Source organism: Ruminococcus sp. (assembly GCF_017549005.1).
GTDB lineage: Bacteria > Bacillota > Clostridia > Oscillospirales > Ruminococcaceae > Ruminococcus.
Genome location: NZ_JAFYYT010000001.1, coordinates 64454 through 77348 on the forward strand (window position 1 = coordinate 64454; position 12895 = coordinate 77348).

10 protein-coding genes are annotated in these 12895 nt (G+C 47.9%); 1 reads left to right on the forward strand and 9 read right to left on the reverse strand.

Going from position 1 to position 12895, the window contains the following annotated elements; all coding sequences use genetic code 11:
* Window positions 1–45: 45 nt before the first annotated feature.
* The 5 genes from IKW96_RS00325 to IKW96_RS00345 all read right to left on the reverse strand — a co-directional run bounded on the left by IKW96_RS00325 (window position 46) and on the right by IKW96_RS00345 (window position 9599).
* Window positions 46–804, reverse strand: a complete 759-nt coding sequence (locus IKW96_RS00325) for a zinc ribbon domain-containing protein (protein ID WP_296568849.1) — start codon at window positions 802–804, stop codon at window positions 46–48.
* A 96-nt stretch (window positions 805–900) separates the two neighbouring features.
* Window positions 901–1644, reverse strand: coding sequence for a glutamine amidotransferase (locus IKW96_RS00330; RefSeq protein WP_296568851.1), 744 nt, complete (start codon window positions 1642–1644; stop codon window positions 901–903).
* Window positions 1641–2978 (reverse strand): Mur ligase family protein, encoded by a 1338-nt coding sequence (locus IKW96_RS00335; protein WP_296568853.1) that lies wholly within the window; start codon window positions 2976–2978, stop codon window positions 1641–1643. Before IKW96_RS00335 ends, IKW96_RS00330 begins: the two co-directional genes overlap by 4 nt.
* Window positions 2979–2998: 20 nt before the next feature.
* The gene (locus tag IKW96_RS00340) at window positions 2999–8770 is read right to left on the reverse strand and encodes a DUF3320 domain-containing protein (protein ID WP_296568856.1); all 5772 of its coding nucleotides are present in this window, start codon (window positions 8768–8770) and stop codon (window positions 2999–3001) included.
* Between the two features lie 163 nt (window positions 8771–8933).
* Window positions 8934–9599, reverse strand: coding sequence for a UDP-N-acetylglucosamine pyrophosphorylase (locus IKW96_RS00345; protein WP_296568865.1), 666 nt, complete (start codon window positions 9597–9599; stop codon window positions 8934–8936).
* A gap of 188 nt (window positions 9600–9787) precedes the next feature.
* Between IKW96_RS00345 and IKW96_RS00350 the strand changes: the two genes are divergently transcribed.
* Entirely contained in the window at window positions 9788–10690 is a 903-nt protein-coding gene (locus IKW96_RS00350) for an SGNH/GDSL hydrolase family protein (RefSeq protein WP_296568868.1), read from the forward strand.
* Between the two features lie 27 nt (window positions 10691–10717).
* Here the strand turns inward: IKW96_RS00350 and hisE are convergent, their stop codons facing one another.
* Genes hisE through hisF form a run of 4 tightly spaced genes read right to left on the reverse strand, consistent with a single transcriptional unit; the run spans window position 10718 to window position 12892 of the window.
* Entirely contained in the window at window positions 10718–11056 is a 339-nt protein-coding gene (gene hisE, locus IKW96_RS00355; RefSeq protein WP_028516514.1) for a phosphoribosyl-ATP diphosphatase, read from the reverse strand.
* Window positions 11056–11406 (reverse strand): phosphoribosyl-AMP cyclohydrolase, encoded by a 351-nt coding sequence (gene hisI, locus IKW96_RS00360; protein ID WP_296568871.1) that lies wholly within the window; start codon window positions 11404–11406, stop codon window positions 11056–11058. Before hisI ends, hisE begins: the two co-directional genes overlap by 1 nt.
* A 2-nt stretch (window positions 11407–11408) precedes the next feature.
* Window positions 11409–12137, reverse strand: a complete 729-nt coding sequence (locus IKW96_RS00365; protein WP_296568874.1) for an AAA family ATPase — start codon at window positions 12135–12137, stop codon at window positions 11409–11411.
* Window positions 12137–12892: an imidazole glycerol phosphate synthase subunit HisF gene (gene hisF, locus IKW96_RS00370; RefSeq protein ID WP_296568877.1), complete on the reverse strand. Its 756-nt coding sequence runs from the start codon at window positions 12890–12892 to the stop codon at window positions 12137–12139. The genes IKW96_RS00365 and hisF overlap by 1 nt, the downstream gene beginning before the upstream one ends.
* Window positions 12893–12895: the final 3 nt, after the last annotated feature.

The following is a 12895-nucleotide window of genomic DNA, read 5'->3' on the forward strand; positions in this document are numbered from 1 at the left end:
AAATGCCAAAAACGGACAGCAAAAGCCGTCCGTCTGACCAAGTGATTATCTTTTCCTGTAAAGAAGCAGTTCAGGATCTGCGCCGTCCTTCGCGTAGGAAGCCACAAGCATAAAATCCGCATTTGCAAGTACGCCAAAGCACCTGCCGTTCATACATTCAAGCTGATTGCCGAGGTAAGTTGCGCTGTCATCAAGGAATTTAACAGTATTTCCGTTGGGAAGCTTATATGCAAGGTTGACATAGCTGCCAACAAGAGCGTTTAGTTTCTCGACTTTGGGCATACCCTCTATGTTCAGAGCATTGAACTCGGCAATTAGCTGCTTTTTGAACTCCTCAAACTTGCCGCCGTCCCCGAGCTCCCTGTGATTTTTCCAGTAATCGAGTTTCGGCAGCATATCCTTCATATGTATACGCGCCTGCTCCTCGGAAAAGCCGTTGTCTGCCATATGCTTTACGCAGACATTGATAAGATCGTCCATATCGTGGTAGGTATAATTACCGTCAGCATAGCACCATTTACAGTAGGATTCGTTGAAAGAGCCGTCAGGCTCCTTGCTGATAAGCGAGTCTTCAAGCGGCATTCCGCAGCACTGACATATAAGCTTTCTCGGCGAGCCCAGTATAGTGTTTATTGACACTCCGAAAATTCCCGACAGAAGCTTTAGCGTTTCGGTATTGGGAACTGTTTCTCCGTTTTCCCAGCGTGAGACTGCCTGACGGGTAACGAATACCCTTTCGGCAAGCTCCTCCTGCGACAAACCGTGACTGTTTCTGAGTTCAAGTATTATGTTTTTGGTTTCCATAATTATCACCTCTTATGTTATTATAACATAATATAAGAAAAAAACAAGCAACTGTCTGTTGCTTGTTTTAGTTTTTATATGCAGTGACGGCGTTCCCTACTTTTTCAACAGCCTGTCCAGCATTACCTGTCTGCATTCCTTTTCAAGCTCATCATTTAGGGCTTCAAGAGCGATATGCTCAGTTTCTCCTCTGTTTATACAGTATTCTATCATATAGTCCGATATCTCGGGATTCTTTGACAGACAAGGACCATGCAGATAAGTTGCGATTACATTCTTTTCGCAGTAGCCCTCGGCTTCGCTTTTCGAGCAGTTTCCGTTTCCGTAAAGCACTCTGCCAAAGGGAGCTTTCACTCCCTGAGTCTGACCGCCGTGATTTTCAAAGCCCACTACCTTTACTTTCTTTCCAGTTATGCTTGTCTCGATAACTATGTTGCCGATGCAGCGCTTTCTGCGGCTGCTCGGTGCAACAGTGAAGTAGTCGAAAAGTCCGAGCCCCTTTATATCGTTCCCGTCAGCGTCACGGTAATACTTGCCCATAAGCTGATAACCGCCGCAGATAAGGAACAGAAAAGTACCGTTTTTGTAAGCCTTTACTATACCTTCCCTGCATTTCAGCAGGTCAGCCGAGATATGCTGCTGTTCGAGGTCAGCTCCGCCGCCTATGTATATCAGGTCATAGGAGCTGAAATCAGGCATTTCCGAATCTATGGAATACTTGTCTATCTGACAGTCTATGCCGCGCTTTCCGCAGCGGAATGAGATGACCTCCATGTTGCCGCTGTCGCCGTATAAGTCGAGCATATCGGCATACATATGAAGTATTTTCACAGTTTTCATTTGTTACCTCCATGCTTTGATATATAGCGTTTAAGAGCGCTTCTTGTAGGCTGAACTGCGGTATAGTTGGCGATAATGAACTTTCTTCCCTCAGTGCCTGCAAGCTCCTCTACTGCCTTGTCAAGATCGGGACGGACAACTATCTTCTCAGGATCATAGCCTGCTGTCTTTATGCGTACAGCTATATCATATGCTCTTGTACCCGAGGTAACAACTCTCGTTACTCGCTGGAAAATACTGAAATTGATATCATATATCCACGAAACGTCCAGACCATCGGCTATATTGTCATTGAGCACGAAAAGGAGCTCCTTTTCACCCTTCATCTCGTTCATGACGCGGAGAGTCATATTAGCGCCGACAGGATTTTTCGCAAGATTCAGAGTAGCCTTGCTCTTGCCAAGCATGAAGTTCTCCATACGTCCGTTTTTGACAGTATACTTGTTGATAACGTCGTCAGTCACCTTCTGCTCTATTCCGTAAAGCTTTGCAGCAGCCGCAACAGCCGTCATGTTATAGACATTGTAAATGCTGTTGAGCTTAGGCGAATAGGTATGTCCGTCCGCTGTGAACACAGGCTTTTCAAGGTCGATATCCTTTGCAGTGATATACGGCTCATAATTGCCGAAACCGCACTTTTTACAAATAAATTTACCTATGTGTGAGTACTGATAGTACTCATACTCAAGAGGTTCACCACAGAAAGGACAGAAACGTCCCTCTGAGGCTTCAAAAATCTTTTTGGTTGCAAACGCGTAGGGCTCAGCGTGGAAGTACCTGACATTCCTATTGTTGGGATTTGCTCTTCCGAGACGGGCAGTATTTGGGTCGTCGCCGTTGAGGATTAGATTTCCCTCAAATGTCTTGCAGAAACCATTTATCTTCTGTATAAGCGTCTCCATTTCGCCGTTTCTGTCAAGCTGATCGCGGAAGAAATTAAGCACAACAAGGGTATCCAGTTTCAGCTGGGAATATACCACCGGTACGTGGGACTCGTCAGTTTCGAGTATCAGATAGTCAGCCTTGACCCTGCCCGACATATCGCAGTATTTCAGCAGCATGGAGCATATTCCCGTATCGAGGTTGTTTCCCTCGCGGTTTATGATTATCTTCCTGCCGCTCCGCTCAAAGAGCTGCGCTATACAGTTGGTAACGGAGGTCTTTCCGTTAGTTCCCGTAACGGCTATTATGGGACACTCCACTTTAAACATGGATACTGCCTTATGCCGCGACAAATGCCACAGGATTATGCCCGGAAGATTACCTGCGTTCCTGTGCAGCAGCTTTAGCAGCTTTACAATTATCTTTCCAATTATTATCAAAAGTCGTTTCAATTCTATTTACTCCGTAAAAATCAATTTCCTGTGTAGGAAACTCTTCCGTCCTCGGAAAAGCCTACCCAGCCGCGGTTCTTAGCCGCCTTTATTCCCAGGGCCACAGAGGTCTCGAGAGTTCCCGTCATACGGGTGAATCCGAAAAGATGCGCCACCTCGCGGAGCAAGTCCTCACGCGCCATAGCCACCTGACGTGACATTATCTTCTTAATGCCCACAGCTATCTCCTCAGGAGCAACATCATCTATATCACGCTTTTCATCATTCTTATAGACAGTTCGGCACTTGTCATACTCCTCAGGTGTCTGGGAACCGAGCCATACGTACTCATTCTCCCCTGCTGTAGTGACCTTTTTATCCGCCTTATCAAAAGCAGCTTCAAAGAGTGCTTTCATGTTAGAACCTGGACGGGATATTCCCCAGCATGAAAAGATCTTTTTCGCAAGGCTCTTCTTGTTCATGGGAGCCTCCGCTGCAAGTATATCGTTTATGCACTTTGTTATCTTTGCGGAAGCCGCCTCAGTGAAGTTTTCGGAAGTTCCGAGAGCCTTTATCTTAAACGGTACGAACTCATCAAAGCTCTCCGCAAAGCTGCTTACTTCCTCGGTCTCGAAAACTATCTCCTGCTTTTTCTTCTCCTCCGTCTCAGGAGCTGTCTGAGGATTTCTCCTGCGCTCCAGAGCTGCGTCTATCTCAGCCTTTATCTTGCCGAGGACCTTTTCCTTATTGTCGAGCCAGTCTATGATATAAACGCTCATGACGTTCCAGCCAAGGCCTCTGAGGACTGACGGCTGTGAAAGGCTTCTGTCGCTTGCTGTACCGTTGTGGAAATAGTTCTCGTTTCCGCAGTTTATGCCCATGATATAGGTATCGGGCTTGTCGGGATCTACAACTGCAACATCGACCTTATAATCAGAACAGCCTACGCTACACCTGCAATCATATCCCATTTTCCTGAGTTCTTCCGCAACCACTGTCTCAAAGCCCTCAGAGCCTGTCTTTGAACCTGCTCTTACAGGGAGAGCGCTTCTGCCCTTAGCTGCAAATTCGAGGAAGCCCTTGAGTCCCTCAACTCCATCGGAACGGGTGCGTGAAAGGTCGATCATATCCGGTGTGATGACAGAGAATACTATCATCTTGCACTTTGAACGTGAAATAGCAACATTAAGACGTCTCCAGCCGCCGTCGCGGTTAAGGGGTCCGAAGTTCATGGATACCTTTCCGTCCTTGTCGGGACCGTAGCCGATAGAGAACATGATAACATCGCGCTCATCACCCTGTACATTTTCAAGGTTCTTGATGAGTATAGGTTCATACATCTCGTTTGCATATTCTTCAAGCTTCGGATCATCACGGTAAGCGTCCATGAGCATATCATCGATAAGGTTCTGCTGCGGCAGACTGAACGTAACAACTCCTATGCTCATCTTTCTGAGCTCAGGGTCTCTGAGCCTGCGGCATATCTCTTCAACAACTGCCTGTGCTTCGGCTTTATTTGTACGTGTGGAACTCTTGTCATAATAGCCCTCAACGTGTACCCAGCTTACCTCAGATACCTGATCGTCAGGCGACGGGAAGGTATAAAGCTTGTTCTCGTAGTATTTGGAGTTGCTGTACGCGATAAGGCTCTCGTGACGTGAACGATAGTGCCATAAAAGGTGCTTCTGAGGCATTGATAGCGCAAGACAGTCGTCGAGGACGCTTTCGAGGTCTTCCTTTTCGTAGTTCTCCTCGTCCACCTGATTTGAAGCAAAGAAGCTTGTAGGCGGAAGCTGTTTCGGGTCACCGACTACTATTACGTTCTCGCCTCTTGCAATAGCTCCCACAGCCTCACAGGTCGGGAGCTGAGAAGCCTCATCGAAGATGACAAGGTCAAACTTCGGGTATGACGGGTCTATGTACTGAGCCACGGAAATAGGGCTCATAAGCATTACAGGGCACATTCTGCGGAGAAGATTCGGTATGCTGTCGAACAGCTTTCTGATAGACATCATTCTGCCGTTTGACTTTATCGCCTTTTGCAGTATGCCTATCTCGGAGCTGTTTGCAGAGCTGCCGGGAGTTGGTATCTTCGCCGAGAGGTCGGCTGCAAGCTCCTTTATGGACAGAGTTGAGAAGTTATCGAGTACTTCCCCGAACTTCCTGATAGTATCCTCGAAAAGCGTTCCCTGGAACCTTGAAAGCACGCTGCTGCGCGAAATAGTGCTTGTCACCATTGCCTTGCTGATGTCGCAGTCAAAGGCAGGAACGAGCTGTTCCGTGGGGACTTCGCCGTTGATATAGGCGTCGGCAACATTGCCTATGCCGAACTCGCGGAGCTTGTTGCAGATAGTTACGATGCCTGTCCACTCCTTGAGCTGCGGAAGCTCGTCAATGACAGCGTCGGCTTTCATCTGCGCGTCGCTTCCCCAGTTTTCTCCTGTTATGAGCTTGTCCGTATTTATTCCGAAATTGCTGCGAAGCTGTGAAGCCACATTGTCAAGAGCAGCATAGTCCGCAACGATCTTTGATGTATCGCCGTTCACGCCTGTAGTAAGGCTGCCGCAGAGCTTCTGCTTTATCTCCGCACTGAACGACGAAGCGGCAACTTTTTCGCCAAGCTCCGAGGAACGTGCAACGCAGCCCTCGACTGCGTTCCAGTCTGTGTTCTCGTCAAGCTTTATGCTGCCGAAATATCTCAGCAGCTCAGGCTGGGCGGAGGATACCTGTTCCTTTAATGCATTGAAATGGCTTATCTTGTCATAGTACTGCGTGATATTCTCTTTTGTCACGGTCGAAGCCGATCTTGCGTGAGCTGCAAGCTCCTTTACAAGCTTTTTGCTGCCCATGCTCTTTGCAAGGAACCACTTGCCCTGTGCGGTTTTCCACCTTACGAGGGCCTCGGAGGCGTTATATCCGAGCACCGACGGCTCGAACTGCGCAAGGAGTTCGTTCTTAACTTCTGAAAGCTCCTTACCGGTTCCGATAAGCGCCTGTGCAGGCTCCTTGAAGCCGTTCCAGCGACTGTCGCCGATGATATCGGGAAGGAGCTGCTCACCGCTTGCAGAAGCCGAAATTATCTCCGCCGCAAGCTTGCACTCCTCGAATGTCATCTCGCTGCTGCCCGTAAATGCCGCAAGCTGTGCGGTATCGCTCTGAGCCGCTGTAAGCGCTGTTTTCAGCTCCCTGAGCTTAGCCTCCATAGCACCGCGCGTCTCGGGAGTACACTCCGAAAGCTCGCATACACCAAGAGCTGTTGTTGTAACATCGCCGAACTCACGGCCTGCCGCAGCAAGGCTTTCAAGAGTATCACGCCATGCTGAAAATGAAGTATCGCTCATGGCGTCAAGCTGCTCGTTTGTGAAAGCGAACTTTCCGCCGTACTGACTGTTTTTCTCGTATCTTACTGCCGCGTCGTACATGGAGCAGCCGAAATTACGCTTCCTGTGTATCTCCTCCATCGTGCCATTGAGCTCTTTACGCATTTCGGCTATCTTGTCAGCCTGCGCCTTGTATTCGGCAGGCTTCTTGATACGTCCCACGTTTAGAGTCTCCTCAAGCTGCTTGAGAACAGCTCTCTTCTGTGCTTTGTTGGAGTGGAGCTCTATACAGAAAGGTCCGAGACCGACCTTGTTGAGTCGCTTTTCAACAACTGAGAGCGCAGCCATTTTCTCCGCCACAAAAAGCACGGATTTACCCTGATACAGAGCACTTGCTATCATATTCGTGATAGTCTGGGACTTACCGCTTCCGGGAGGTCCGTGAAGCACGAAGCTCTTGCCCTGAGAGGCTGCATAAACAGCTGCAAGCTGCGAGGAATCGGCACTAAGCGGAACTACAAGGTCTGTAGGCGCAACCTTGTTGTCAAGGTCAAGGGGAGATATGTAAAGGTCGTCCCCTGCCCACTCGGTCTTTCCCGAGATAAGGCTTGCAACTACCTTGTTTTTGGCAAGCTCCTCCGCGCGGTTGCGGATATCGTTCCACATGATGAAGCGATTGAAGGAGAACTGTCCAATAAAGGCATAGTCAACTATATCCCAGCGGGGCTGCGACATGATGTTCTGCCTTACAGTATTGAGAATGAGCTGCAGATCAACTCCGTTCTCGTCCTCGGGAACTGGATCAAGTCCTTTGATATCTATGCCGAAGGTCTGACGTATGTACTCCAGCATGGTGATATTCACCTGAGTATCCTCGTCACGCATACGAATTGCATATGCTTTCTCCTGGACCTTGCGGATAATGTCTACAGGGACGAGTATGAGCGGTGCATAGCGCGGCTTATCGCTCTTTTCTGTCTCATACCAGCGCAGGAATCCAAGCGCGAGGTAAATAGTGTTTACACCGTTTTCCTCCATACTCACCTTCGCCTGCCTGTGGAGTTTCTTCATTATCTTTTCAAGTTCCGTCTCCTTCAGGAAAGTACGCAGACGGTGACTTTTGAACTCCGATTCGGATATGGTGGTGATTATATCCTTTTCGTTCTCTATCTCATATATCTTGCTGTCCGATATCTGCAGGGTCATATCGTTGGGCATCGGCATTACCTTGAAGTCCTCACCGTTTGACATCTCGTCCTCGAGCACTCCCAGGTCGCTTACCATGAGCTGAACGCTCATTGCGGTCGCACGGAAATTTAGAAGGCTGTTACGCAGACTGAGGTCAAGGAGCTTTCTCTCCCACATCACCTGCTTTGTTACCTCGCGGGCTTCACCGCTTACTGCCTGTGCGGAAATATCTATCTCATTCGGAGCAGAGGTTATCTCTGACTTCTTTCTCGCGCCGTAGTCCACAGCCTTGAAAGTACCGTTTTCGGAAACTCTGGACGGTACGGGGCGAATGCCGCTTGAACGGGTACGGCTTATATCTATGGCAAAACAGAACTTCGACTCGTCGTCAAGATGAGCAGCTGCGTGCTTCTCCGCGCTGTCAAAATCAGTGTTCTTTCCTGCAACGAAGTCAGTACACTCCACAAGGCTTATTGCGTCTATACCATGAGCGATACGCTTTGTGAGAGCTGACATATCATACTGCAAACAGTCGGAAAAAGTCTCCTCCTCAAGCCAGCAGCCTGCAAAGGCGTGACCCTGTACAATTATCATGAGCGGATTAAGTCCCACAGCTTCAAGACAAGAGCAGTAGAGCACAGCAAGATCAAGACAGGTACCCTGTCCCGTTTCGAGCACCGCGTCGGGCATACGTATGCGCTGAGCCTCCTCAAAGCTTGCAGGCGGCATTGTATAGCCGATATTCTTCTCCTGAAGCGTAGCATATATCGCACCCATCTGCTGCTTTACGATGTTGGGATTCCTGGTCTGATAGCCCGTAAAGGACGGATCACCGCACCATTTGCTGAGATATGCTCCCGCAGCGGCAACTATCTCCTGCACCTTCGGGTGGTTCGGACTTACAAATGCCGCCGCAGTCTCGGGCATGAAGTTTATTCCAGACCACTGGTCGTATGCAAGGAGCTCAATGCTCCTGTTTTCCTCAGCTACAACTTCATCGCCGATAAGAGCCTGTATGGCAGCGTTTCCCACAAGCTTTTCCGTAAGGCTGAAAAGATAATCCGACAGTAAAACTATATTCACAGGTGATATCTCTACAGGCTGGGACGGCTTCAGGTCAACAGGAACAGACTCGAATACCTTTGCAAATTCAGGCTCAAAGCTTATCCTGAGGCATACATTTTTCAGTTCTTCATCAGTATTATTGGTCATTACCATATTTCTGAATACGGGAACATAGTTCTGCTGCATTGCAAAATTGATCTGAGCAGTCATATTTCCGCCAAATGTTATCTTATTTTCCATACAGTCCTCCATTCTGCCATCGGCGATACATAATACTATTCTTATAATACCACATTTTGATTTATTTTACAATATTTACAGCAAAAAAAGTAAACAAAAACCACAGAGAAGCTGCGCTTCCCTGTGGTTTTCAGATGATATCTTATTATTGAGCAGTAATGTCTCAGCTCTTGTGCACGATAACTCCGCCTGTCTTGTAAATGCTGTCCGAAGGGATAACTCCTCTTACACAGCTCGTAGGATAGATATTGGAGTTGGAACCGACTACAGTTCCGGGATTGAGTACGCTGTTGCAGCCGACCTCAACGTGGTCGCCAAGCATTGCGCCGATCTTCTTTATGCCTGTCTCTATCTTCTCCCCGCCCGACCTGATAACTACATTTGTCTTGTCAGATTTTACGTTTGATGTGATAGAACCTGCGCCCATGTGCGATTTATAGCCAAGAATGCTGTCGCCTACATAGTTGTAGTGAGGTGTCTGCACATTGTCGAAAAGAATGACATTCTTGAGCTCCACAGAGTTTCCGACTACGCAGTTCTCGCCCACAAGAGCGCTTCCTCTGATGAATGCTCCGTGACGAACCTCTGTACCCGCACCGATTATACAGGGAGCTCCGAGATATGCCGTGGGGAAAACTTTTGCTGTCTTATGTACCCAAACGTTCTCCGACGGATTGTCGTACTCGTCGCTGCTCAGTGTCTTACCGAGCTCGATAATAAAATTGCTGATTCCCTTGAGAGCTTCCCAGGGATAGGTGAACTTGCTGAGATAATCCTTTGCAGCTGTATGAGAAAGATCATAAAGCTCCGCGATCGTGATATTGTTCATATTCAATTCCACTCCTGATATTCATTGATATTGCACATATAATTATACTCCCCATGCAGCATATTGTCAAGGAGTTAATGTAATTTTCCCTGTTGGACTTTTCGCGCTTTACATTTCACCAATAATATGGTAAAATATAATATACACGCGGATATTTCCGCAGCGTATCAAACACAGGAAGTGTTAAAATGATAAAAAATATTCTCAGCAAAGCGAGGATCCCCATTATCCTCCTGCTTGTCATACTTTCGCTGGCAGCTTCGCTATTTGCGATAGCCTATATGAAAAAGAGCACCCACGGTGTAAAAGCAGCCGTCAACAATGAAGCCATGACTGCTGTTTCAGCTTCAACTGCAACGACGACTTCAACATCGGCAACAACAACAACTACTACTGCTGCTTCAACTGCTTCGGAAACAACAACGGTCGCCATTACCACAGCCGCCGAAAATGTACCCGTTCCAAGCAGATATGTGGGAACTTCACCGAACAGCGCCTTCTATCAAGAGAACCTCGTTACCGCAGGCGACTCCATCACTCTGGGACTCAGATACTATGGTTTTATACCACGGGAGCACAGTATCGCAGGTGATTCGGTTTCTATGTGGAACCTTTCACATTTCAGCTTTACCGTCGGCGCGGAAGAGCTCGAACTCGTTGACGCCGTTGAAAGGATACACCCGAAAATGCTGTATATGTGGATCGGTATGAATGACGTAAACCTCAATATGCCGCAGAAATTCGTGAAAAAGTACCGTGAAGTCATCGACGTGATCAGGGAGCGCGTTCCCGGTATTATCATTGTCGTTGCAGCCATAACTCCCGTAAGCTCCGGCTGCAGGGTAGTCAAGAACACCGTGATCCGTGATTACAATGCAGCTCTCATTGAAATGGTCAAACGGATCGACTCCCCAGATGTCTTGTTTTTTGACGCCTATACCGTTATCTGCGACGACGATCTGAACCTCACCAGCGGCTACAGCTCAGGGGACGGTATGCACCTCTATATTCCGTGCTATACCGACATCATGACCGCCCTGTTCGATTTTCTTGATACTACCGATGTAAAAACCAAGCTTCAAGCAAACTAAAAAGCTGCCTTATGGCAGCTTTTTTCATCATGTGTTCTTGTCGACCTCATGGAACTTCTTGAGGTTGCCTATCTTTTCGTTTCTCTCGTCAAGAACTCTTTCAACATCCGACCAGTCAAGACCCTGATTTGCACAGAGCACCATTACATGATAGAGAAGATCGTTTATTTCGTTCATGAGCTCGTCGTTATCGCCGTTTTTTGCTGCGATAACTGTTTCGGTAGCTTCCTCGCCTACCTTCTTGCAGATCTTGTCCACACCCTTCTCGAAAAGATAGCAGGTATATGAGTTTTCAGCAGCAGTTCCGTTCTCGAACTGCTTTTTCCTTTCCTTGATAACTTCAAATATTTCCTGATATACTGTCATTATTCATTCTCCTTCGTATTGTATATTTCGTTGAAAAAGCAGCTGTAGCTGCCTGTGTGACAGGCAACTCCCGTCTGCTCAACATTCACAAGCAGTGTATCGTTGTCGCAGTCGCCGTATATTGAAACGACCTTCTGCAGATGTCCCGAAGTAGCGCCCTTGTTCCAGTACTCCTGACGGGAACGGCTCCAGAACCATGTATAGCCTGTTTCAAGAGTTTTTTTCAGGCTCTCCTTGTTCATATATGCAAGCATAAGAACAGTTTTTGTGTTGACCTCGTAGCATATTGCGGGAATAAGCTCGCCCTTTGCAAAGAATTTGTCGAGATCGTTAATGTCGATTTTTATCATAATTACTCCTTTTCAAACAAGTGATCGATCATGCGCTTCGGACTGTCCATAAACGCCTTCATTACACCGTATGTTTCAGTGTCCTCATAGGCAGTCTCCGCAATACCGTTCTCTGTCAGCTCATAGATGACTGAATCGGGAAATGCAAGTATTATCGGCGAATGAGTGGCTATTATGAACTGGCTTCCCTGTTCGGTCAGCTCCTTTATCCTTATAAGGAGGGACATCTGCCGCGATGGCGACAAAGCCGCCTCGGGCTCGTCAAGTATGTAAAGTCCGTGACCAGTAAAACGGTTCATCACCAACGAGAAAAAGCTCTCTCCGTGGGACTGCTCATGGAGCGATGTTCCGCCGTATGCTTCAAGGATCTCATGTCCCAGCGTATCAACATAAGAAGCGGCATTGTAAAAGCTCTCAGCCCTGAGAAAGAATCCCGTTTTCGGGCGCTCAATGCCGCGTACAAGCTTTATTGCGCTGTGGAGCGGCGAATGCGTTTCCTTAGTGGAAAAGGAAAAGTTAAGCGAGCCGCCCTCTGCGTTGAAGCCATACTTCACGGCTATGGCTTCAAGAAGCGTGGACTTTCCCGTACCGTTTTCTCCCACAAGGAATGTGACAGAATTTTGCAGTACGAGCTCCCCCATTTCTGCAAGACTTTTCACAGCAGGAAGCTTCGCGGCATAGCCAGACTCCTTTGTCAGTTTTTCAAGCTTAACGCTTCGGATATAGCTCATCAGCGGACTATTACGCCCTTGCCGCGGCAGTAGTCCTTTACCTCGCCTACAGTGAGCTCCTTGAAATGGAAGAGTGAAGCCGCAAGTGCTGCAGTAGCTCCTGTTTTCTCGAAAACCTCGTAGAAGTCGTTTATCTTTCCTGCACCGCCGCTGGCGATAACAGGTATGGAGCAGTTGTCACAGACTGCTTTCAGCATAGGGATATCAAAGCCTTCCTTAGTGCCGTCAGCGTCAATTGAATTAAGGCATATCTCACCTGCGCCAAGCCTTTCGATAGTGTGTACCCAGTCGATAAGGTCGATACCCATATCCTTTCTGCCGCCGTTTATGTATACCGTCCATTTGTTATCTGCAATCTTCTTTGCGTCGATGCCGACACATATGCACTGACTTCCGAAAATATCTGCTCCGTCCTTGATAAGCTGCGGATTCTGCACAGCCTGTGAGTTTACGGAGACTTTGTCAGCTCCTGCACGAAGAGCCTCGCGGATATCGTCAACGGTCTTGATACCGCCGCCTACTGTAAGAGGTACAAAAACCTTTTTCGCTGTATCTCTTACAACATCGAGGAAAACTCCGCGCCCCTCAAATGAAGCCGTGATGTCATAGAATACTATCTCGTCCGCGCCTTGCTTGTTGTACTCCTCAGCACATTCAACGGGATCGCCCACATCGCGGACTCCTTCAAAATTTACGCCCTTAACTACCTTTCCGTTTCTTACATCAAGGCATGGGATTATTCTCTTTGCAAGCATTAT